The following is a 21,090-nucleotide window of genomic DNA, read 5'->3' on the forward strand; positions in this document are numbered from 1 at the left end:
GATGGCGCCGCAGGACCAGCCCCATGAGCGCTTTGAGTTCCCTGAAGAAGTCCTCCCCCGCGGCAATGCGCTCTAAAGGAAGCCGTTCTGGTCTCGTCAGGGATCCGCTCCCGGCGAATCTTGAGTAATCAAAAATCAAAAACTAAAGAGTTCAGGGATCCCTCATGGGATCCCTTTTTGTTTTTTGTGATGGGCATGAGGTGGCTAGGAAGGGATCCCGTCTCGCAAGCGGGCGCGAATGGCTTGCCAGATCTGTTCAACCAATTGGGGCGGGCTGGTTTCTGACCGGATGGGCACCCGCACATCGGCTTGGGCGTAGAACGGCTCTCGCTCTTGCATCAGCTTGTACAGGGCAGCTTGGGGGTCGGGGGTTTGCAGCAGGGGGCGTTGGCCGGGATCCCGCTTGAGCCGCTGCCAAATCAGCTCGGGGGTCGCATCCAGCCAAACGGTGAGGCCATGGTGCAAGTAGCTCCAATTTTTGGGGCGCAACACAATGCCGCCGCCTGTGGCGATCACCAACCGGGTGTAGCTGCTCAACTGGGCCAACACCTGCGTCTCCAGATCCCGGAAGTAGGCTTCCCCATGCTCGGCGAAGATCTGAGCGATGGAAGAACCCCCCACCTGCTCCACCAGACCATCGGTGTCGAAAAATTGAAAGCGCAACTGGGCTGCCAGCTCCGATCCCACGGTGGATTTGCCGCTGCCCATCATCCCAATGAGATAAACATTTACGCCGCGCAGGCGCTCAACTTCCTCGGGGTGGATCATGGGAAAGGTACCTAGATATAGCCATGCTCGGCCAGAAACTCCAGAGAAACGCTGCTCTCAAGGGGGGCCAAGCCCAGCAATTTTTCCACATACTTGCCCAAAATATCCGCCTCTATGTTGACGGGATCCCCAACTTGGAGCTGGGAAAGGTTGGTCTCGCGGTAGGTTTGGGGGATCACAGCCACCTTGAACCAGCAGCCCCCTTGGCGCACCTCAGCAATGGTCAAGCTCACCCCATTCACCGCCACGCTGCCCTTGGGTACGATGTAACGCCCGATCTCTTCAGGAACCTTGAAGCTCAGCTCCCAGGCGTTGCCAGTGGCGGCTTGATCCCACAGTTGCCCCACCCCATCGATATGGCCGCTGACAAAATGCCCCCCTAACTTGTCTCCTACCCGCAGCGCCGGTTCCAGGTTGACTGTGCGCGGGCCGAGGGATCCCTGGCCCCAAGTCGAGCGCCGCAGGGTTTCCGGCGAAACATCGGCCAAAAATCCATCGGGCAGAATCTCCACCACCGTCAGGCAAAGGCCGTCCACCGCCACGCTATCTCCATAGGCCAACTGAGGTTGCAACCGGGGACAGGTAACCCGTAGCTGTGAAGAATTGATCAACTGGGCTGTGCCCAAACTTCGAACCAGACCCGTAAACATTGCTTTGGCTCCTTAGGTTTTGCCGGCTGCCTTTTTGGCTTTCTGTTTTTCTCGCTCTTTGGCTCGTTTTTCGGCAGCGATTCGCTCTTGTCGGGCTTTCTCTTTCTCTTCAGCGATCTTTTCTAGATAGTAGTGATAGTTGCCCTGGTAGGCGACCAACTCTCCGTTGCGAATCTCTACAATCTTGTTGGCCACTTTTGAGATAAAGTAGCGGTCGTGAGAAACAAGGATCACCGTGCCATCGTAATGCTGTAAAGCTTCTTCCAGCATCTCTTTGGCCGGGATATCTAAGTGGTTGGTGGGCTCATCCAAAATCAGTAGGTTGGCCGGCTGAAGTAGCATTTTCGCCAACGCCAAGCGGGCTTTTTCTCCCCCGCTCAAAGCCGCTACTTTCTTAAAAACGGCGTCGCCGCTGAACAAAAAGCTACCCAACAGCGTGCGCACTTCTTCGTTTTTCCAGTCGGGCACTTCGTCATGGATGGTGTCCAAGACGGTTTTGCTCAGATCCAAAGCCTCTGCTTGATTTTGCTCGAAGTAGGCAGGGATCACATTGTGTGCTCCCAATTTCACAGATCCCTCGGTAGGTTGCTCTAGGCCGGTGATAAGACGCAGCAGGGTGGATTTTCCTGCCCCATTGGGCCCCAGAAAGGCGACGCGATCCCCACGCTCGATCAACAGCTCCGCACCCAAAAACAAAATCTTATCTCCATAAATGTGCGTCAAATTCTCGATCTTCACCACCTCGCGACCACTGCGGGGAGCAGGGGGAAAGCGAAACTTGAGGGTACGCACGTCGCCAATGGGCGCTTCGACCCGCTCGATCTTTTCCAGTTGTTTTTCGCGGCTTTTGGCCTGAGTGCTGCGGGTGGCACTGGCCCGGAAGCGATCGATGAAGGTTTGTTGCCTTTCAATTTCCTTTTGCTGACGTTCGTAGGCAGCTTGTTGTGCCTCTCGCCGTTCAGCTTTTTGGAGTAGGTATTGAGAATAGTTACCCAAGTATGTCGTAGAAACTCCTCGCTCCGTCTCCACAATTTGGGTGCAAAGCCGATCCAAAAACTCTCGATCATGAGAAACAATCACCATGGGGATCGTCAAGCTCTTGAGGTAGTTTTCCAGCCACTCAATGGTCTCCAAGTCTAGGTGGTTGGTCGGCTCGTCTAGCAACATCAAATCGGGTTTTTGCAGCAGGATTTTCCCCAGGCTGATGCGCATCTGCCAGCCGCCGCTGAAGGCGCTCACCAACCGATCCCCGTCCTCCGGCTCAAACCCCATTTCCGGCAGGATTTTCTCAATACGCGCCTCCAGTTCATAGCCATGTAAACTCTCAAATTGGCGCTGTAGACGATCTAGACGGCGCAAAAGGGTTTCCAACGTGTCCGCGTCCGCCTGCTCCATCTGTTGGGTGATTTGGGCAATTTCTTGGTGAATGCGGTTTTCCTCTTGAAAGACTGTCCAGAACTCTTCTCGCACCGTTCGGGCGGGATCCACTCCAAATTCTTGGGTGAGATAGGCGATGCGCAGGTTGGTGGGGCGGATCACCTCGCCGCTGGTCGGCTCTTCTTGCCCGCAGATAATCTTGAGCTGGGTGGTCTTTCCGGCCCCGTTTACTCCCACTAGGCCGACGCGATCCCCAGGCTTAACTTCCCAGTTCACATCCTTGAGCACCTCACCGGTGGGATAGATTTTGCTAATGTGTTCCAGTCGCAGCATAATGCTCCTTGGGGATCGGGACCAATTGGAGAAGTGTGGCGTTTTCTTTACATTCTTTACTCGATTTTACGTATTCTTGGGATCCCTGTCCATGGATCCTGAGCAATTTCTGCTTGATTTCTCCCTCTCATTGATCTTGCCGGGATCCACGACAGCGTTTAATATTTCTGGTTTGCCTTCAGAAGTGCCTGCTGAACCCTGTTCGATCTTTATTTCATGTCTTCAGGGCTTGTTTGTCGGTACCCTTAGTATGGACTCTTTTGCCAGAAGCCTTGTGAGGCTTCTCTAAGGCTTAAACGACCTCTAATGCCAGCGGGGAAAAGCCAGTTCCTGAGAGAGATTGAAGTAGCCGGTCGTGATGACAATGAGGAAGGTTGATCGGATAAGTTTTCAGTGTATGGGATGCTTACTTCGTCTCTTGTTTCTGAAATCCCCGGCAACCTATTTTTCTCTTTTGGGCATGTCCTAATGAGCTATCAATCCATTGACATTAGCAGTCAGCCCAGACAAGTTATGGTCTCTTGAGTTGACTTCTTATCTAACATAAAACCTTTGTTGATTTTGACAGGAAAGCCAATGGCGACGGGGATCAACTCAGAAGGACACTACGCCTTGGCTTGATCCTCGAGGGAACGGGGGGATCCCTGAAACAGGGCAGGATGACCTGTTCTGCCTCCCTGAACCGACAGAGGATTTTGTCTGTGGGCAGGCGGCTGTTGGGCCAGAAGCCGCTTCACCTCTGCATTAAGCTGACTTTCGTTGAAGGGCTTGGTCAAGTAGGCGGTTGCCCCCGACCATTTGCCGCGGATGCGGGCCAGCAGACCATCGCGAGCGGTAACCATCAGGATGGGAAGGGACTTAAACTCTTCTAAGCTGCGCACAATGCGGCAAAGCTCTAGACCATCGATCCCCGGCATGGCGATATCCATCAACAACAGGTGGGGCCGATGCTGAAACAACAAAGGAAGCACCTCGGCGGGGTTGCCCGTTGTAATCACCTGATAGTTGGGCAAATACTGCCGTAGGATTTCCTGCATCACCACGCTGTCGTCCACCGCCAAGATGGTTATCGGGTTGTGGCGCTTGGTCTGCAGCAGCTCTTGGGGTGTTTGTAGGCTGACCAAACCTTTTTTCGCCCAGGAGGCAAAGAGATTGGCCACCTCCAGCCGATCCCGGCACAGCTTCTTGGCGATTGCTTCCAGCGACTGGCCATCTTTGGTGAGGGTGTGGAGCTTCTGTCGTTGCTCATCGGTGATGCGGTAGCGGTTGACCCGTTCCCAATTGACCACCGGCACCGCCAACAGGGTTGGGATCGCCACCTTCAAATCTGCCCAGCGATCGTGGCGCCGGGCGGCTTCTTGCAGCAGCGGCTCCAACTCAAACCCGCCAATGGGGGCCTCTTGGGCGACCTGCTCCTGCACCTCAAAGTAACAGGTGCCTGCCCGTTCGAATAGGTAGCGGTCGAAATCGGTAAGCAGGTTGAGCCACAGGGCATCTTCCAGCTCCCCCGGCTTGAGCAGGCCCAATTGCGTGATAGCCTCCAGCAGCTCAGGTAAGGAATGGTCTTTCATCAAGCGCTCTTGCACCACCGAGATGGCCCGCTGTGGCCATTCCAAGTTGAGGCGAGGAATAAAGCGGGAGAGTCGTTTCAGCAGGATTTGCGTGTTGAGGGGTTGATCGGCAGAAAAAAGCAGCCTGCCGTGGTAGTAGGTCAACACCCAGGGTTCCGCACCCTCAGAGGGATCCAGTCCCTTGAGGTGAATGTGCAGATATCCAGTGGTAAACCGCCAACCTTGCTGCCTGAGCAGTGGCGCAAGTTCCTCCGAGCCGAACACAAAACGGGACATGCAGCGTTCTCCGGGCCAACTTCTTCAGGCCAAATGAGCAGCGATTCACCTCAGCCACACGCTCAAACCGTCGAAAGGAGAGCTTCAGAGAGCTCACTTATTTTAACAACTGGCTGATCTTAGCTTTCCCGGCCATTCCTTTACAGCAAGGGAATACCGCTTTGCCAACCAGGATATACACCCATGCAATCCCATATGCAGTGCCTTGAAGGATTACCATTGCAAGGCTAGGGTCCGGCTATGGCTCTATCTTTCTAAATTGAGAGCTTGCCGTTGGGCTTGGAGCAATTCTTGGATCCCGGCTTGGGCCATCTCCAACATTTGTAGCAGTTGCGGGCGACTGAAGCAGGCGGCTTCGGCAGTGCCCTGGATCTCGATGAAGGATCCCTGCTCGTTCATAACAATGTTCATGTCCACCTCGGCTTGGCTGTCTTCCTCATAGCACAGATCCACAAGTACCTCTCCCTGCACAATTCCTACTGAAAGGGCCGCCACCTGCTGCCGCAGCGGGGATCCCTGGGCCGGATCCAGCGCCCCCTGTTTGTACAGCCAAGTGATGGCGTCGTGCAGAGCCACATAGCCCCCTGTGATCGCGGCGGTGCGCGTTCCGCCATCGGCCTGCAGCACATCGGCATCGACGGTGATGGTACGGGATCCCAGCTTGCGAAAATCCAAGGCGGCGCGCAGACTGCGCCCGATGAGCCGTTGAATCTCGGCAGTACGGCCCGATAGTTTCAACATTTCCCGCGGCTGTCGTTGTTGCGTGGCTCCGGGCAACATGCGGTACTCAGCCGTCAGCCAGCCTTGGCCGGTGTTCTGCAGAAAAGGGGGAACTTCTTCGGCCACACTGGCGGTGCAAAGGACATGGGTATGGCCGAACTTGACCAACACCGAGCCAGGGGCATAGCGGGTAAAGTGGCGCTCAAAAGAAACCGGGCGCAATTGAGCAGCGGTGCGATTATCTGGGCGTTGCCAGCTCATGGACAGTTCAAAAAGGGATCCCTCGCATTGTCAACCATGTCTGCCCAATGCGGCTCAGGACTTGGAATCTTTGCAGAACATGACTGGGGCGACGGCTGCGGACGGAATTGGTCTGGGAAGGCAAGGACGACAAGTGTAGCAACCGCCGCAAATTGGATATTGCCGGGTATGCCACCTCTACGCGGAAGAAAGTGAAGCACTTGTGAGCAGCAAAACTTCTAGCGGCTGATCTCTACCCTCAGCTGCCCTACTTACCTACTTATTCCCTGCTTGTCCAAGAAAATCTAAAAAAAATGCACCAGCGCACGCTGGCGCAAGAGGGTCAACTTTTACCGGTCAGACATCGACCTAGACAAGGGCAGGGATCCGAGATCCTCCCAAGGCCTCCACCAATGCCCGCACTTGAGCCACCATGGCCACTTCATCCTGGAGCCGGCTGACAGCTTTGCCCACCCCTACACCTGAAGCGCCGGCAGCAATGGCCAAGCGCACTGTTACCGTCGAGAGGCCGGAAGCGCAGATAACCGGTACCGAGACGACACGGCTAATTTCATAGGCGGCGGCCAGGGTGGGGGCAGCCTTCTCGATCAGGCCCAGGGATCCCCCATGAACCGGCTCGGCGCTGGTGCTGCCCTCGGTTTGGATGAGATCGGCTCCCAGATCCTCCAGTTTCTCGGCCAATTCTGCCTGTTGATTCAGAGGCAGAGTGTGGGGAACGGTTACCGACAAGAGCGTGCGGGGCAGAAGAGAGCGGGTTCGGCGGGTAAGGTCTAGGACTTCCGCTGCGGAGAAGATGCGGCCTGAAGGGTAGAAGCTGTCGTAATTGCCGATCTCGGCCATGTCTGCTCCTGCCTGTACGGCTGCGGCCAACTGCTGTGGCTCCACCGCCGACACACAGATGGGCAGATCGATCTGGGCGCGTACCTGCTGCACCAATTCGGGGCTGGCAGCGATATCCACCCAAGTGGCCCCTCCCTGTTGGGCGGCGCGGGTGATGCTCAGAACCGACTGCAGGTCGAAGTTTTGTAGACCGCTGATGATCTTGAGGGCCCGACGTTGGGCCAGAGCGTCGAAAAGAGCAGCGTGAGAGGCAGTGGTCATAGGCTCGTCAGCTTGTGGAAAGGCAGTCTAAGAGGAGTGAAAACAAACGGCTGCTAAAGCTAGGCTTGGGGAAGCCTTTGCTCAGTCTAGAGGGTTTGCCTCAATCCCACAAGGGATCCCTCTTTACCCCATCATCCCAGTCCTTTTGGCTCACCACAATTCTTCAATAGATTCAATAGAATAGGGATCCCTTCTTGCAAGCCATCATGTATCGCTCTCCCTTCCCCTTCCTGGGCCTGCCTGAGCCGGATCCGGAGATGGCCCAAGCGATTCTCCTGCCCGTCCCCTACGAGGCCACCACCTCCTACGGCAAAGGCACCGCCAAAGGTCCTCAGGCGCTGTTGCAGGCTTCTGCCTATGTGGAGATCTACGACGAGGTACGGGATCGCCAGCCAGCTCTTCACCCCGACTTCTCGGAAGAGATCTCCCGCTACTGGACGGCCCCCCCGGTGGAGTTGGAAGGTCTGGGATCTTCCGCCCAGGAGCTGGCTATGGCCGAAATCCAGCGTCGCGCTGCCGAGTGGGTGAGACCGGGGCGGTTCCTGCTTTCCATTGGTGGGGAGCACTCCATCAGCGGGCCCCTGATTGCTGCCCACCTGGCCCATTATCCGGAGCTGCACGTCCTGCAAATCGATGCCCACTGCGACCTGAGAGATAGCTACGAGGGATCCCGCTATTCCCATGCTTCTGCTATGGCCCGCGTGGTGGAGCAAGTGGGCAGCCGCCTCACCCAAGTGGGGATCCGCTCCATCTGCGCCGAAGACCGCCAGACCATTCGCGAGCGCCGTCTGCACACCTTTTTTGCCCACAGCCTGCACGCCAAGCCGGCCCAGGAGTGGATCCCAGAGGTGATTGCCACCTTGGGCCCCCAAGTTTACCTGACGGTGGATGTGGATGGGCTGGATCCCGCTGTTGTGCCGGCCACCGGTACCCCCGAACCTGGCGGCTTGGGCTGGTGGGAGACGGTGGAGCTGATTCGGGCACTAGGACAGCAACGGCAAATCATCGGCGCCGATGTGGTAGAGCTGTCGGTCACGGGAGAACGGGAAACCGATCGCCGCAGCGCCTTCACGGTCGCCAAACTGGCCTATCAGATCTTGGCTGCGGCCTTGGGTTAAGCTCAAGAAGAGCTTGGCCGGCCATCCCCGGGGCACCTGTTCGAGTTCTTTAGGTTTTTGGGTAACACACCTGTGAAATCGGCCCACCCCCGTCGTCCTGCTTTTGAACTTCCCGCTTTGTCCTGGATTCCCTTGGTGGGTGGGGCATTGCTGCTGATCCTCTTGGCCACCTTGCTGCAGTGCTTGGTGGTGGTGCCTGCCGGCACACGGGCCGTGGTGTTCAACTCCCTGACGGGGCTGAAGCCGCAGCCGCTGGGAGAAGGGCTGCACCTCCTGCTGCCGCTGGTGGAAACGCCTATCTTCTACGACGTGCGCACCCAAACCTACACCATGGCCTCCCAACGCTCCGAAAACCAGGGGGATGATGCGTTGAAAGTGCTCAGCGCCGACGGCCAGCAGATCTCCCTCGATGTCTCGGTGCGCTTTCGCTTGGATCCCGACCAAGTGGCCCACCTGCACCAGACCATTGGCCCTTCCTACGTGGACAAAGTGATTCGCCCAGAGGTGCGGACGGTGGTGCGCAATGAACTGGCTTTGCACCGCGCCATCGCCGTTTTCTCGGAAGAACGCGAGCAGATCCAGGAAAATGTGGAGCGGCAGCTCTCCAGCATTTTTGCTGAGAATGACCTGATCTTGCAAAACGTGCTGCTGCGCAATGTCCGCTTCTCCGACCAATTCCAAACGGCCATCGAGCAAAAGCAAATTGCCGAGCAAGAGAAAGAGCGGGAACGCTTCCTCGTGGAAAAAGCAGAGCTGGAAAAACAACGATTGGTGATCCTGGCAGAAGGAGAAGCCCAAGCCATTCGCCTCCAGGGGGAAGCCCTGAAGCAAAACCCAGAAGTGGTGCAGTTGGACTACGCGCGCAAACTGGCGCCCGGCACCCGCGTGATCATCTCCCGACCGGATCCCTGGCAGCGGTAGCGGACAGCCCGTTGGCTCTGGGTTCTGCAAAAATCTATCCCAGAGCATTGTTGCCAATTGGAACGAGAATGGGGATAGCGATCCCCGGCCTGCTGACCTGACGATGCCCCTTGACGAGCAGCTCATCCACAGCCGCATTCAGGCCATCCGAGCCCAGATCCCAGGCCATGTGGAGATCATGGCAGTGAGCAAAGGCTACACTGCCGACCACATCCGCGCCGCCTATCGGGCTGGGATCCGCCACTTTGGGGAGAGTCGAGTGCAAGAGGCCGCCGTCAAACAAGGGCAACTGCAAGATCTGACCGATATCGTCTGGCACTTGATCGGGCATCTGCAGACCAACAAAGTCAAACCGGCCCTCAAGCAATTTGCCTGGATTGACAGCGTCGATAGCTTGCGCCTGGCCAAGCTGATCAACCAAAAAGCCTGGGAGCTGCACCTCACCCCCAAGCTTTGCCTGCAGGTTAAATTGGCTCCGGATCCCAATAAGTTCGGCTGGCTCATCCCCGATCTGTTGCAGAGCCTCCCCGAACTGAACCAACTGCTGCAGGTGCAAATTGTGGGCCTGATGACCATTTTGCCTTTGGGCTTGAGCTCAGAGGCGGCCCTAGACCTGTTTCGCAAGCTGGCCGAACTGGCCGATTACATCCAGCGCAGCGGCTATGAACATCTGCAGGTGCACACCCTCTCCATGGGCATGTCCGACGATTACCTCCTGGCGGTGGCAGCAGGCTCTAACTTGATCCGGCTGGGGCGTGCTTTGTTTGCCGACGCCGAGCGGAAATAGATGTGGCCTCTGTGAAGCTGTTAAATTGTGATTAAATTTTGTGTAAAGCCGTGCAACTCCCCAGTCGCCCTGCGGGGTACCTTCGGGGCGAGAGTTTGGCTTGGCTCGATCAAAAGCGGGGGGATCCCGCCCAGGATTTGCCCTATTGGGGAAATTTGTAATCATTTGCGTTACTTCCGTTAACGTGGGCTCAATCCAGACGGGGAGCAGAGTTCAATCCTGCCAAACAACGGCTTGGCAAGTGAGATGACATCTTCACTTCTTCTGGGTAAACTCTAGTCGTCGAATCAATGGGGTTTTGTTAACCTACGTTAGCCCCCACCTGCTTCGGCAGCTTCCTGAGCAAACCCTGTCTCAGCCTATTGAAAGACTTTGACCGAGAATAAAAGGACGCCCCCTAGCTTGAGTGAGCCACTCAGGATCCAATCAAGAGCCTGAATCCTACGCTCGCCGTAAACCCATGACCTGTAGTGAGGATGTGCATATGAATGTCAATGGAATCTGGAGCAGGGTAAGAGATTTTGTGGGTCTGAATGATCCCGTGGACGGCCTGGAGGAGTACTCTGAAATGGAAGGGCAGGATGATTACCAACTGCTCTACGAGGGACGCCGTTCCCAACCGGCTGCTCCCCCCGAAGAGGAGGAAGTGAGTACCCTTCCGCGAGGGCGGCGGCAACGGGGAGTGGAAGCGGGGGAGGGCTCTGCCGGTCGAGAAGAGTCGCGGGGCCATCGGCGCAGTCAGCATCGGGATCGCTCAGCAGGGGGCAGTATGGGGAGCAACGTGATTGGATTACCGGGCGTAAACCCACCCACCAGTGAAGTGGTGGTGATGGAGCCGCGCAGCTTCGATGAGATGGCTCAGGTTATCCAGTACCTACGGGAGCGCAAGACGGTGATCATGAACTTGACCCTAATGGATCCCGCTGAGGCGCAGCGCTCTGTGGATTTCGTTGCCGGCGGCACCTACGCCATCGATGGCCACCAAGAGCGCATCGGAGAGAACATTTTTTTGTTCACCCCCAGCACGGTGATGGTTTCCACCCCCAGTAGCCAAGTGGTGCAGCCGCTGCAGCGCCCTTTGCAAAGCCCTACCCCCCTCTGGCCCAGCACCTATGAGCATCTGCAGGCAGTAGGTCAGCACTAGTTGCTATGGAGCGGCCACTGCTAAGTGTTATCGGGGGTGGAGCCATGGGATCCGCCCTGCTGCGGCGTTGGGTAGCTGTGGGAGTTTATCCCGCAGCGCAGGTGGCCTTGCGGGAGCCTGATCTGGATAAGGCTGTGGCCCTGCAGCAGGAGCTGGGTATCCGATTGTTGGCGGATCCATCCCAGGCGGGAGAGTCTGAGATTCTGTTTCTGGCCGTTAAACCGCAGCTCTTCCCGACAGTGGTGGCTGAGATGGGCCGGCTGTCCGCCACAGAGCTGGTGATCTCGATTATGGCCGGGATCCCCTTGCAGCAGTTGCAGCAGGCTTTTCCCAAACAAAAGGTGGTGCGCACGATGCCCAACACGCCGGCGCTGGTGGGGGCGGGCATAACGGCCATCAGCTACGGGCCAGGGGTGACGCCTATGCAGGTGGAGCAGGTGGAGAAGCTGTTTCGCGCGGTGGGCGAGGTGGTGACGGTGGCCGAAAGCCAGATGGATGCGGTGACGGCACTTTCGGGTTCCGGGCCGGGGTATCTGGCGGTGATTCTGGAAGGGCTGATCGACGGAGGGGTACAGGTGGGGCTGCCGCGTCCCATTGCTACCCAGTTGGCCCTGCAGACCTTGGCGGGTACTGCTGCCCTCTTGCAGCAAGAAAATCTGCACCCTGCCGTTCTCAAAGACCGGGTCACCAGTCCAGGGGGGACGACCATTGCCGGGATCCAAGCCTTGGAGCAGGCGGGGGTGCGGGGAGCCCTGATGCAGGCAGTGCGAGCGGCCTACGAGCGCTCTTGCCAGTTACAGGGATCCTAGCGGGCCAGCAGCCCTTGCCAGAGGGGACGGGTGATCCAATTCCATCCCACCTTGAGCTGGTGTTCCAGTGTGGGCAGGCGCACCAGATAGGCAGTTCGCCGCGCCAAATAGCCCAGGGGGCCGGTCAGGGTGAGTCCGCCAAGGGCAGAAAGCACCGCCGTATCCACCCCCAGGCTGAGCATTTCCCCCAAGGAAAAGTAGCGAAAGGGCAAGAGAGGCCGCTCGCGGGTGAGCAAAGCCCACAGGTTCCAGGCGCAATAACCGGCCTGTTGAAAAGCCGCTTGGGCTGTGGCCGGCACCGGCTTGCCCTCCGCATCCACCACCGCTGCTGCATCTCCCAAGGCAAAGATCTCTGGGAAGGTGGGGGTTTGTAGGGTGGACAAAACCTGTAGCCGTCCCCGCTCCGTTTTGGGCAGATCCAAATTGGCAATCACCGCTGCCGGTCGGGTTCCGACAGTCCACAGCACAGCATCCACAAGATCTGTGGCGATCTCCTGGGTCTCCAGCCGTTGCAGCTGCAGATGGAAGGGAGGGGCGCCGTTCTCGCCAAGGGCCTCGATGCCCAAGACCTTGGTTTGCAACTCCACCTGCACCCGCCGTTGGGCCAGCGCCTCTTGGGCCGCCTCCCGGCTGGAGGGAGCAAAGCCGGACAAGATTTGGGATCCCAACTCGATGAGGCGGATCCGTCCCCGCCAGCCCAGCCGATCTGCCAATTTGCAGGCCAGTTCCACGCCACTGGCCCCTGCTCCTGCGATAGCCAGAGCCACAGGCTGAGCCGGATCCCGGTCTTCCAACGCCTTCAGGTGGGCGCGCAGCCGCTGAGCATCTGCCAGGGTGCGAAAGGGAAAAGCAAACTCCGCCGCTCCCGGAACGCTCTCCAGAGGGGTTTCTCCCCCCAGCGCCAGCACCAGCGCGTCGTACTCCAAGCTTTGCCCATCTTCCAGCTCCACGCGGCGGGCTTGAGGGTCAATGGCCTGGACAGATCCGCGGCGAAACTGCACCGATCCCGGGGGCAGCAGATCTTGAAAACGGGGGGCCACCTCCCAGTCTTCCATTTCTCCGGTGAGCAGCTCATAAAGCAGGGGGGCAAAGACGAACCGCTCCTGCCGATCGACCAAGGTGATCTGGGGTGGTTCTGGCCAGGGTTGCCGGCTCAGTTCCAAAGCTGTGTACAACCCGCCAAAGCCGCCCCCAAGAATGCAAATGCGATTCATGCTCGGATGGTTCACGTGACGTTATCAGACGTTATCAAAGTTGCGCGAAAGGCCCCGACTTAACAATCACACCCTGCTGATGCAGAAGGGGCAACGAGGGATGGCCCACCTTGGGCTTGAATTGATTTAAACTTTCCCGGCTAGACTTCTCCAGCGTAGTCTTTGTTGCCCCAACTTTGCCAAGCCGGCACTTCTGACAGGGAAGCCCGTCGCTCGTCCAGCCAAGTTTGGAGAATTACCGCCGCCGACTGCTGATCGATTAAGCCCTTCTGGGCTTTGGCCGGGATCCCCGCCTCGCGCAGATCCCACTCCGCCTGCGCGGTGCTCAGGTATTCATTGACGGTAACAATGGGAAGATCCACGGCCACCTGCAAAGCGCGCACGAACCGCTGGACTTTGCGGGCCTGGGATCCCACCGACCCATCCGCCAGAAGGGGGATCCCCACCACCACCACGGTGGCCTGGCGGCGGCGGATCCACTCCTGCACTTGGGCAATATCCTCTGAGAGGGAACGGCGCTGGATCACCCCCAGGCCAGTAGCCAGCAGCCCCAGCCGGTCGGAGCCGGCCACGCCAATGCGGCGGTTGCCTACATCCAGCCCCAGCGCTGAAAGGGGATCCCTTGTGGCAGAATAGTTCAGGCTTATCGACATCCTTGCTGATCTTTATGGCTGCCTGGCCCCCTTTGGGGCTTGCAGTTTCCGTTCCCCTATCCTCTCTCGATGACCCTGTTTGGAGCAACACTCGATGACCAGCGCTACCCTGTCTCTCCCGAAGCATGAAGTGAAAGATCTGAACCTCGCCCCCCTGGGCAAGCAACGGATCCAGTGGGCGGCGCGGGAGATGCCGGTGCTGGCCCAGATCCGGGAGCGCTTTGCTCAAGAAAAGCCCTTTGCCGGGCTGCGCTTGGTGGCCTGCTGCCACATTACGACCGAAACGGCCAACCTGGCCCTGGCTCTACAAGCAGGGGGGGCGGATAGCGTTCTCATTGCCAGCAATCCCCTTTCCACCCAAGACGATGTGGCCGCCAGCCTGGTGGCGGACCATGGCATTTCGGTGTTTGCCCTCAAAGGAGAAGATGTGGCCACCTACCGCCGCCATGTCCAGATTGCCCTAGATCACCGCCCCAACCTGATTATCGACGATGGCGGAGATGTGACGGCGGAGCTGGTGCAGCACCGTCAGGAGCAACTGTCAGAGCTCATCGGCACCACGGAAGAGACCACCACTGGCCTGGTGCGCCTTAGGGCCATGCTCAAGGCGGGGGTGCTCAGCTTCCCGGTGATGACCGTCAACGACGCCGAGACCAAACACCTGTTCGACAACCGCTACGGCACCGGCCAATCCACCCTGGACGGGATCCTGCGCTGTACCAACATCCTTCTGGCCGGGAAGACGGTGGTGGTGGCTGGCTACGGCTGGTGCGCCAAGGGAGTGGCCATGCGGGCCCGCGGCATGGGATCCCAGGTGATTGTCACGGAAGTCAACCCGGTGCGGGCTCTGGAGGCGGTGATGGACGGCTTCCGGGTGATGCCGATGGAAGAAGCCGCTGCTCTGGGGGACATCTTCATCACCGTCACCGGCAACAAGCACGTGATTCGCGGCGAGCACTTCGACCGCATGAAGGATGGGGCGATGGTCTGCAACGCCGGCCACTTTGACATTGAAATCGACCTGGTGGCGCTGCAGGAGCGGGCCGTCTCCCGACAGACGGTGCGCCCCTTTGTGGAAGAATACCGTCTGCAGTCGGGCAAGTCAGTGGTGGTGCTGGGGGAAGGCCGCCTGATTAACTTGGCTGCTGCCGAAGGGCACCCCGCCAGCGTCATGGACATGAGCTTTGCCAACCAGGCCCTGGCCTGCGAATACCTGGTGAAAAACCGGGGCCGCTTGGCCCCAGGGCTTCACCCCATTCCTCTCGAGGTGGACGAGGCCATCGCCCGCCTCAAGCTCAAGGCCATGGGGATCCAAATCGACAGCCTCACTCCAGAGCAGATCGAGTACGGCAACACGTGGACTGCCGGGACTTAAGTGGGTTTTGGGAATTCAATCGGGAGCTGAGTCTGGGATCCCAAGCAGCAGGGCTAGCGTGCTCCCCCCAACCTCGAGCCAGGAGGGGATTCCTAGATTCTGTGAACCTGCGACCAAACGCGGGTGGGCAGACCCCAGACGTAGATGAAGCCTTCTGCTGCTTTGTGGTCGAACTGGTCTCCTGCGCCGTAGGTGGCCAGCTCGGGGTTGTAGAGGGAATAAGGGGAGCGACGGCCCACACAGACCGCCTGGCCCTTGTGCAGCCGCATCCGCACGACACCGGTGACGCTTTTCTGGGTGGCGCGGATAAAGGCGTCCAGAGCCTCCCGCAGCGGCGAGTACCAAAGGCCGTTGTAGATCAACTGGCTGTAGGTGGTCTCGATGCCGTACTTGTAATGGATGACATCGCGGGTGAGGGTGAGGCTTTCCAGCTCGCGGTGGGCTTGGATCAAGACCATTAGAGCAGGGCACTCGTAGATCTCCCGCGACTTGATCCCCACCAGGCGGTTTTCGATCATGTCGATGCGGCCCACCCCATGCAGGCCAGCTAAGGAGTTGAGCTGCTCGAAGAGGGCTTTGGGACTGAGGCGCTGCCCATCCACCCCGACAGGGATCCCTTGCTCGAACTCAATCTCCACGTAGGCGGGCTCGTCGGGTGTCTGGGAAATAGGCCGGGTGAGGGCATACACTTCCTCCGGCGGCTCCCGGTCGGCATCTTCTAGGATGCCGGCTTCAGCGCTGCGGCCCAAAATGTTGAGGTCGATGCTGTAGGGGCTGGACTTCTGCACGGGCATGGGGATCCCGTAGCGCTCCCCATAGGCAATGGTCTCCTCGCGGGTCATCCCCCACTCGCGGGCAGGGGCCAACACTTTGAGCTGGGGATTTAAAGCAGCAATAGCCAGATCAAAGCGCACCTGGTCGTTGCCTTTGCCGGTGCAGCCGTGGGCCACCGCATCGGCGCCCACCTCTTCCGCCACTTCCACCAGCAGCTTGGCAATCAGGGGTCGGGCCAGGGCCGTGGAAAGGGGGTAGCGCTGCTCGTAGAGGGCGTTGGCCTGGATGGCCGGGAAGGCATAGTCGGTAATGAGGGCCTGGACAGCCTCCCGCACCAGAGATTGCTCTGCCCCCGCCCTGAGGGCTTTGGCCTGAATGGCCTCCAGCTCCGCCCCCTGCCCCAAGTCGACTGCCAGGGCCACCACCGATTCCACCCCCCACTCGTGCTTGAGATAGGGAATGCAGACGGAAGTATCCACCCCGCCTGAATAGGCCAATACCACCTTCTTTGCCCGTCCCATGGGATCCCGCCGTTGCCGTTAAAAAGTTGCTAGCCCATTATGCCCTGTGGCAGGGATCCTGGCTGGCCTCAATGTCGGTTTCCTCAGCTATTCTCAAGGGGATTTCTCCTGCCGGGGAAAGGCCGGGGGTGTGAGTGAGCATGGCTGGCAAAAAGACGGCTGCGGCGTGCCGGGGATCTGAGCCCAAGCGAACTGTGGGGCTGGGGATCCTGTCGCTGCTGAGCTTTGTGGCCGGGATGGGGTTTGCCGCCCTCTCCCAGCCAGAGATGGGATCCCCTGTTGCCGTCTCCGAGCCGGAGGTGCCCCGTTTTACCGCCTACGGTTGGCCCTTGTTGGATCCCTTGCCGCAGCCGGACGAGATTTGGGAGTGCGAGCTGGTGGTGGTGGGCGGATCCCTGGGAGGGGTGGCAGCGGCAGGCCATGCCATGCGAGGGGGGGTGCAGACCTGTCTCATCGAGCTCACCCCTTGGCTGGGGGGTCAGATTACCTCCCAGGGGGTATCGGCCATTGATGAATCGCTGCCGATGCGGCAGCGGGGCAATTTTTCCCGCCACTGGCTGGAGTTCAAGGCCTTGATCGAAAGCCAGCCGGTGCATCTGCCGGCCTGGACAGGGATCCCGCCGGGAACCCGCGTATCCGAGATCAACAGCTGCTGGGTGGGAGGGCTGTGTTTTCCGCCCCAGGCCGGGCTGCAGGCGGTGGAAACCTGGCTGCAACAGGCAGCCCAAAATGCCCCCAACAGTCGCTGGGCTACCCAAACGGCTTTTAAGGGGGCCACCTTCAGCGCCGATGGATCCCGGATTGAAAGCATTTACGCTGTGCAGCGGCAGCCGCGGGATCCCGATTTTGTGCCACCGGGACGGCTGTGGCGGGAGCTGGTGAGCTGGTACAGTTGGCAGGAAACGGAGGTGTTCGCCAAGCGAGTGCTGCGTCTACAAGCGCCGCCGGGCCGCTCATTCTTCGTGATCGATGCCACCGATACCGGCGAGCTGGTGGGCTGGGCCGGGATCCCCTATCGGCTGGGTTCGGAAGGGCGAGACGTGACCGGAGAGCCCAATGCCGCCCCCGCCAGCAACCCGGAGTGTACTCAAGCCTTTACCTTTCCCTTCGTGCTGGCCATCCACGACGATGGCGGGCGCTCCCGCGCCGAGCTGGTCCAGCTGCAGCCGGGCTATTCCCGCGCCGAACACCGCCGCGAGTTCGACATGGAGGGTTTCCCCACCTTCAGCGGCCAGAGCTTTTTCAATTACCGCCGCATCGTCAGCAAGGGCCGCCGGGATCCCTTCTACAGCACGCCTGTTCCAGGCGACCTGACGCTGGTGAACTGGAACCGCGGCAACGACTGGGGGATCATGAACCCGCCCCTGATCCTGACGGAAGAGCGGCTAGTGGCCTCAGGGCAGCGCCACAACTGGCTGGGGGGCCTGGATGTCTCGGCCATCAAAGATGGAGAAAACCACGCCCTGCTGTTTGCCGAGTGGCTGATGGAAACCCAATCCCGCAGCGGCTATCCCCTGTCCTTGGTGTTTGCCGAAGAGTCCTTGCTGGGCACCCGCTCCGGCCTCAGCCTCTACCCCTACATCCGGGAAGGTCGACGCATTCTGGGGCGATCTGCCTACGGCCAAGCGGAGTTCCTGATGTTGGAGCAGGATATTCGCGTCGGCACCACTGGGGGGCGGGACTTCAGCCCCACCGTGGTGGGAGTTACCCACTACGCCATCGATATCCATGGCTGTCGCTACCGCAACTGGGAGCCCTCTCTTTCGGCCAGCTCCGCGCCAGTCAACGAGTTTTCCGTCCGTCCCATTCTCATTCCCTTAGAAGCCCTGATCCCGCAGAAGGTGGATAACCTGCTCATCGGCGGCAAAGGGATCGCCGTCAGCCACATTGTCAACGCTGCCACCCGGGTGCATTACGGCGAATGGACCATCGGCTCGGCAGCAGGCCTGACCGTGGCTTGGCTGCGCAGTCAAGCTCCCGGCCTGATCCCAGCTCAGATCGTACCGCAAGGCAAAATAGCCGATTTACAGCGCTACCTGATCTCCCATGGGCAAAGACTGCAATGGTGAACCCAGAGGACACCGTCTCAGCGCGAACGACAGATCCCCACCCAATCGACCCAATTTTTCCGATATCGGGGCCCTAGCCCTCAGAGGGAAGTGAATCGGGATCCCTGCCTGCGCGGGCATCTTCGCTACTTTTGCCATAGCGCTGCTGCCGCCACCACACCAACAGGGGGCTGGCGATAAAAATGCTGGAATACACCCCCAAAGTAAAGCCAATGAGCAGGGCAATGGCAAACCCCTTCAAGGTAGCTCCCCCGAAAATGGCGATGGCAACTAGGGGCAGCATCGTCGTCAGGGTGGTGTTCAGGGAGCGGGCAAAGGTCTGGTTCAGAGATAGGTTTACCACCTCGGCCAGGCTGACCTTGCGGCTCACCAGACGCAGATTCTCGCGGATGCGGTCGTAGATGACCACGGTGTCGTTGACGGAAAAGCCGATGATGGTCAGCAGCGCCACCACAAACAGGCTGTCCGCCTCCATACCCACCGTCAGGCCCAAAAGGGCAAATAGCCCTATCGTCAACACTACATCGTGCAGCAGCGCCACAATGGCAAACACCGCGTAATCCCACTGAAAGCGCAGGGCCAGGTACAGCACGATGAGCCCGAAAGAGATGAGCACGGCCACGATGCCGGAACGCAAGAGCAAACGCCCCACCGTCGGGCCCACTGTCTCCACCAGGTTGCGCTCGAAGGGAGCAATCTCCTGCCGCAGGGTGGCTTCCACGGCCAGCCGCTCTTGCTCAGTCAAGGGGGGCATGCGGATCAGGGCTTCCTGCCCCGTTTGGGTGTCCAGCTGGATGATGCTGGTGCCCAGGTTGTGTTCCTGCAGCGCCCGTCGCAGCTCCTCGGTGGTGACAGGCCGCTCAAAGCTCAGATCCAGCAAGGTGCCGCCGGAAAAATCCAACCCCAGCCGCAGGGGAGTTCCCAGAGAAGCCAGGGAAAAGGCCATGCTGACCAGCCCCACCAGCAGCACCGCCAAGGACAAGCTGAACCACAGCTTGCTCCGTCCAACAATGTCGAAGCGATAGTCGAGCAACCGAGAGGCAGGATCTACGGGGGATAGCTCTTGAGCCGTCATGATTGGGCCGCCTCCATCCGAACGCCGTAAAACTCAGGTTTGCGCAAGCTGGGGATCCCCATTGCCGCCAAGAGCAGGCTACGGGTGCAGGTGATGGCCGTAAAGAAGCTCACCAGAATGCCAATGCCCAGGGTTACCGCAAACCCTTTCACCAGTCCCATCCCCAGCCAGAAAAGCACGCCACAGACCAAAAGGGTGGTCACATTGCTGTCCAGGATGCTGCTGAAGGCGCGGTTAAACCCTTCCGAAATGGACTTGTAGATGGATTTGCCGGCCCGCAACTCTTCTTTGATGCGCTCGAAGATCAGCACATTGGCATCCACCGCCATGCCGATGCTGAGGATAAAGCCGGCGATCCCCGGCAGAGTCATGGTTACCCCCAGCAGTTGGAAGAGAGCAAAGGTACAGAGGGCGTAGATAAGCAGAGCAATGTCCGCAATCAGCCCTGGCAGGCGATAGTAGGCCACCATAAAGAGGAAAACCAGCACCAGGCCCCCGATCCCGGCATAGAGGCTGCGGCGCACGCTCACTTCCCCCAAAGTGGCCCCGACAGTGCGATTTTCGATCACCTGAATGGGAACCGGCAGCGCTCCTGCCCTGAGCTTGACCGCCAAGTCAGTGGCGGTTTCCACCGTAAAGTTGCCCGTGATCACCGCCGTCCCGCCGGTGATGCCGGTGCGGGCAAACTCCGGCCCCACGATCGGGGCACTGATCAACACGTCGTCCAGAAAAATGCCCAATGGACGTTCTGTTCCGGCCAGATCTCGGGTGAGCTGAGTAAATTTTTCTGCCCCCTCCGGCTTGAACTCCAGCAGCACCTCCCAACTCTGGGATCCGCGGCGAGGGGCTTGGGGATAGGCATTGCGCAGCAGATCCCCGGTGAGGCCGACCCGCTCAAACAGAGTATCCGGATCCTCCCCCGCTGTTATCTCTCCCCGCTCGTTGCGGGGCAGCGCGCCGACGGGAACCAAGCCCTTGCGAAACTCCAGTTGGGCTGTATCTCCAAGGAGAGCAATGGCCCGATCCGGATCCGCCACCCCCGGCAACTGCACGAACAGGCGGTCTTGGCCGCTGATCTGCACCAGAGGCTCAGCCACCCCCAGCCCGTTGATCCGCTGCTGGATGACGGCCTCTACCCCCTGCATCACTTCGGGGGTGATTTCAGGCACCTCCTCGGTGGGCACAGCTTGTAGCGTGAGCTGGGTTCCTCCCTTGAGGTCAAGGCCAAGGCGAACCTCCCGGCTGAAGCCCAAGTAAACGAGGGCAACCACCACGGCCAAGATGAAGATCAGCCCTCGCAAAAAGGAGAGCCGACTGAGCCACGACGCTGAGGATCTAGCCATACTGCTGAGAAGGTGAGGAACACGGTCGCACTCGATCTGAGGCTCTTAGGATTTTGGCACTTTGTAAACTACCCGACCCTACACCGCCTTAGCAGTGTAGCGCGGGCTTTCAGTAGCCCTGAGCCTGTTATGCTCTACCAGAGAACAAAACAAGCCCGAACCTCTAGGCTGGTTTACGACAGCCCCCAAAAGCGCAATCACATTCGCACCATTCAAATCCGCATCCCCTT

General features: G+C 59.1%; 18 protein-coding genes and 2 pseudogenes. 8 read left to right on the forward strand and 12 right to left on the reverse strand.

Annotated elements, in window-relative coordinates; translation table 11 throughout:
* Positions 1-76: pseudogene (locus NW834_RS08195) on the forward strand (photosystem II protein D2); the annotation flags it as partial.
* Between the two features lie 128 nt (positions 77-204).
* Here the strand turns inward: NW834_RS08195 and NW834_RS08200 are convergent.
* From NW834_RS08200 to NW834_RS08225, 6 genes are all read right to left on the reverse strand, one after another.
* Positions 205-768 (reverse strand): shikimate kinase, encoded by a 564-nt coding sequence (locus tag NW834_RS08200; RefSeq protein ID WP_414374890.1) that lies wholly within the window; start codon positions 766-768, stop codon positions 205-207.
* An 11-nt stretch (positions 769-779) separates the two neighbouring features.
* Entirely contained in the window at positions 780-1,418 is a 639-nt protein-coding gene (locus NW834_RS08205) for a riboflavin synthase (RefSeq protein WP_414419348.1), read from the reverse strand.
* 12 nt (positions 1,419-1,430) lie between these two features.
* Positions 1,431-3,128: an ATP-binding cassette domain-containing protein gene (locus NW834_RS08210; RefSeq protein WP_414419349.1), complete on the reverse strand. Its 1,698-nt coding sequence runs from the start codon at positions 3,126-3,128 to the stop codon at positions 1,431-1,433.
* A gap of 605 nt (positions 3,129-3,733) precedes the next feature.
* Positions 3,734-4,975, reverse strand: a complete 1,242-nt coding sequence (locus NW834_RS08215; protein ID WP_011433340.1) for a response regulator — start codon at positions 4,973-4,975, stop codon at positions 3,734-3,736.
* Between the two features lie 246 nt (positions 4,976-5,221).
* Positions 5,222-5,956 carry a ribonuclease PH gene (gene rph / locus NW834_RS08220; protein ID WP_011433341.1) on the reverse strand — a complete coding sequence of 245 codons (735 nt, stop codon included), beginning with the start codon at positions 5,954-5,956 and terminating at the stop codon, positions 5,222-5,224.
* Positions 5,957-6,304: 348 nt separating this feature from the next.
* Positions 6,305-7,057, reverse strand: a complete 753-nt coding sequence (locus tag NW834_RS08225; protein ID WP_414419350.1) for a DUF561 domain-containing protein — start codon at positions 7,055-7,057, stop codon at positions 6,305-6,307.
* Positions 7,058-7,251: 194 nt separating this feature from the next.
* On the opposite strand from NW834_RS08225, the gene speB reads away from it, so the two are divergent.
* The 5 genes from speB to proC all read left to right on the forward strand — a co-directional run bounded on the left by speB (position 7,252) and on the right by proC (position 11,836).
* Positions 7,252-8,175 (forward strand): agmatinase, encoded by a 924-nt coding sequence (gene speB, locus NW834_RS08230; protein ID WP_414400488.1) that lies wholly within the window; start codon positions 7,252-7,254, stop codon positions 8,173-8,175.
* Between the two features lie 72 nt (positions 8,176-8,247).
* Positions 8,248-9,096, forward strand: a complete 849-nt coding sequence (locus tag NW834_RS08235) for a prohibitin family protein (protein ID WP_011433345.1) — start codon at positions 8,248-8,250, stop codon at positions 9,094-9,096.
* A 103-nt stretch (positions 9,097-9,199) separates the two neighbouring features.
* The gene (locus tag NW834_RS08240) at positions 9,200-9,883 is read left to right on the forward strand and encodes a YggS family pyridoxal phosphate-dependent enzyme (protein WP_414419351.1); all 684 of its coding nucleotides are present in this window, start codon (positions 9,200-9,202) and stop codon (positions 9,881-9,883) included.
* A gap of 568 nt (positions 9,884-10,451) precedes the next feature.
* Complete coding sequence (locus NW834_RS08245) at positions 10,452-11,027, forward strand: cell division protein SepF (RefSeq protein ID WP_011433347.1); 576 nt, start codon at positions 10,452-10,454, stop codon at positions 11,025-11,027.
* A gap of 5 nt (positions 11,028-11,032) precedes the next feature.
* A complete protein-coding gene (gene proC / locus NW834_RS08250; RefSeq protein ID WP_011433348.1) occupies positions 11,033-11,836 on the forward strand; it encodes a pyrroline-5-carboxylate reductase in 804 nt (267 codons plus the stop codon).
* On the opposite strand, the gene NW834_RS08255 is transcribed toward proC, so the two are convergent.
* Entirely contained in the window at positions 11,833-13,050 is a 1,218-nt protein-coding gene (locus NW834_RS08255; RefSeq protein ID WP_414419352.1) for an NAD(P)/FAD-dependent oxidoreductase, read from the reverse strand. The genes proC and NW834_RS08255 overlap by 4 nt on opposite strands.
* Before the next feature lie 140 nt (positions 13,051-13,190).
* A complete protein-coding gene (gene ruvX, locus NW834_RS08260; protein ID WP_011433350.1) occupies positions 13,191-13,703 on the reverse strand; it encodes a Holliday junction resolvase RuvX in 513 nt (170 codons plus the stop codon).
* Between the two features lie 94 nt (positions 13,704-13,797).
* Here ruvX and ahcY point away from each other — a divergent pair, with 94 nt between their 5' ends.
* Entirely contained in the window at positions 13,798-15,078 is a 1,281-nt protein-coding gene (ahcY, locus tag NW834_RS08265; protein ID WP_011433351.1) for an adenosylhomocysteinase, read from the forward strand.
* Between the two features lie 92 nt (positions 15,079-15,170).
* Here the strand turns inward: ahcY and NW834_RS08270 are convergent, their stop codons facing one another.
* On the reverse strand, positions 15,171-16,373 hold the full coding sequence (locus tag NW834_RS08270) for an argininosuccinate synthase (protein ID WP_414344220.1): 1,203 nt from the start codon (positions 16,371-16,373) through the stop codon (positions 15,171-15,173).
* A gap of 140 nt (positions 16,374-16,513) precedes the next feature.
* Here NW834_RS08270 and NW834_RS08275 point away from each other — a divergent pair, with 140 nt between their 5' ends.
* Positions 16,514-18,442 carry an FAD-dependent oxidoreductase gene (locus NW834_RS08275; RefSeq protein ID WP_414419353.1) on the forward strand — a complete coding sequence of 643 codons (1,929 nt, stop codon included), beginning with the start codon at positions 16,514-16,516 and terminating at the stop codon, positions 18,440-18,442.
* 73 nt (positions 18,443-18,515) lie between these two features.
* On the opposite strand, the gene secF is transcribed toward NW834_RS08275, so the two are convergent.
* From secF to NW834_RS08290, 3 genes and pseudogenes are all read right to left on the reverse strand, one after another.
* Complete coding sequence (gene secF / locus NW834_RS08280; protein WP_414344225.1) at positions 18,516-19,517, reverse strand: protein translocase subunit SecF; 1,002 nt, start codon at positions 19,515-19,517, stop codon at positions 18,516-18,518.
* Complete coding sequence (gene secD, locus NW834_RS08285; RefSeq protein ID WP_414331113.1) at positions 19,514-20,860, reverse strand: protein translocase subunit SecD; 1,347 nt, start codon at positions 20,858-20,860, stop codon at positions 19,514-19,516. The genes secF and secD overlap by 4 nt, the downstream gene beginning before the upstream one ends.
* A gap of 78 nt (positions 20,861-20,938) precedes the next feature.
* A pseudogene (locus NW834_RS08290) lies at positions 20,939-21,090 on the reverse strand (RNA-guided endonuclease TnpB family protein); the annotation flags it as partial.

This window comes from Synechococcus sp. R60.1 (assembly GCF_047461835.1).
Classification (GTDB): Bacteria; Cyanobacteriota; Cyanobacteriia; order Thermostichales; family Thermostichaceae; genus Thermostichus.

Bases quoted from the DNA above. Each gene is read 5' to 3' on its own strand.
- NW834_RS08275 (WP_414419353.1), top strand. From the start codon at position 16,514: ATGGCTGGCAAAAAGACGGCTGCGGCGTGCCGGGGATCTGAGCCCAAG.
- rph (WP_011433341.1), bottom strand. From the start codon at position 5,956: ATGAGCTGGCAACGCCCAGATAATCGCACCGCTGCTCAATTGCGCCCG.
- NW834_RS08270 (WP_414344220.1), bottom strand. From the start codon at position 16,373: ATGGGACGGGCAAAGAAGGTGGTATTGGCCTATTCAGGCGGGGTGGAT.
- NW834_RS08225 (WP_414419350.1), bottom strand. From the start codon at position 7,057: ATGACCACTGCCTCTCACGCTGCTCTTTTCGACGCTCTGGCCCAACGT.
- ruvX (WP_011433350.1), bottom strand. From the start codon at position 13,703: ATGTCGATAAGCCTGAACTATTCTGCCACAAGGGATCCCCTTTCAGCG.
- proC (WP_011433348.1), top strand. From the start codon at position 11,033: ATGGAGCGGCCACTGCTAAGTGTTATCGGGGGTGGAGCCATGGGATCC.
- secD (WP_414331113.1), bottom strand. From the start codon at position 20,860: ATGGCTAGATCCTCAGCGTCGTGGCTCAGTCGGCTCTCCTTTTTGCGA.
- NW834_RS08210 (WP_414419349.1), bottom strand. From the start codon at position 3,128: ATGCTGCGACTGGAACACATTAGCAAAATCTATCCCACCGGTGAGGTG.
- NW834_RS08245 (WP_011433347.1), top strand. From the start codon at position 10,452: ATGGAAGGGCAGGATGATTACCAACTGCTCTACGAGGGACGCCGTTCC.
- NW834_RS08215 (WP_011433340.1), bottom strand. From the start codon at position 4,975: ATGTCCCGTTTTGTGTTCGGCTCGGAGGAACTTGCGCCACTGCTCAGG.
- NW834_RS08205 (WP_414419348.1), bottom strand. From the start codon at position 1,418: ATGTTTACGGGTCTGGTTCGAAGTTTGGGCACAGCCCAGTTGATCAAT.
- ahcY (WP_011433351.1), top strand. From the start codon at position 13,798: ATGACCAGCGCTACCCTGTCTCTCCCGAAGCATGAAGTGAAAGATCTG.
- NW834_RS08200 (WP_414374890.1), bottom strand. From the start codon at position 768: ATGATCCACCCCGAGGAAGTTGAGCGCCTGCGCGGCGTAAATGTTTAT.
- NW834_RS08240 (WP_414419351.1), top strand. From the start codon at position 9,200: ATGCCCCTTGACGAGCAGCTCATCCACAGCCGCATTCAGGCCATCCGA.
- NW834_RS08255 (WP_414419352.1), bottom strand. From the start codon at position 13,050: ATGAATCGCATTTGCATTCTTGGGGGCGGCTTTGGCGGGTTGTACACA.
- secF (WP_414344225.1), bottom strand. From the start codon at position 19,517: ATGACGGCTCAAGAGCTATCCCCCGTAGATCCTGCCTCTCGGTTGCTC.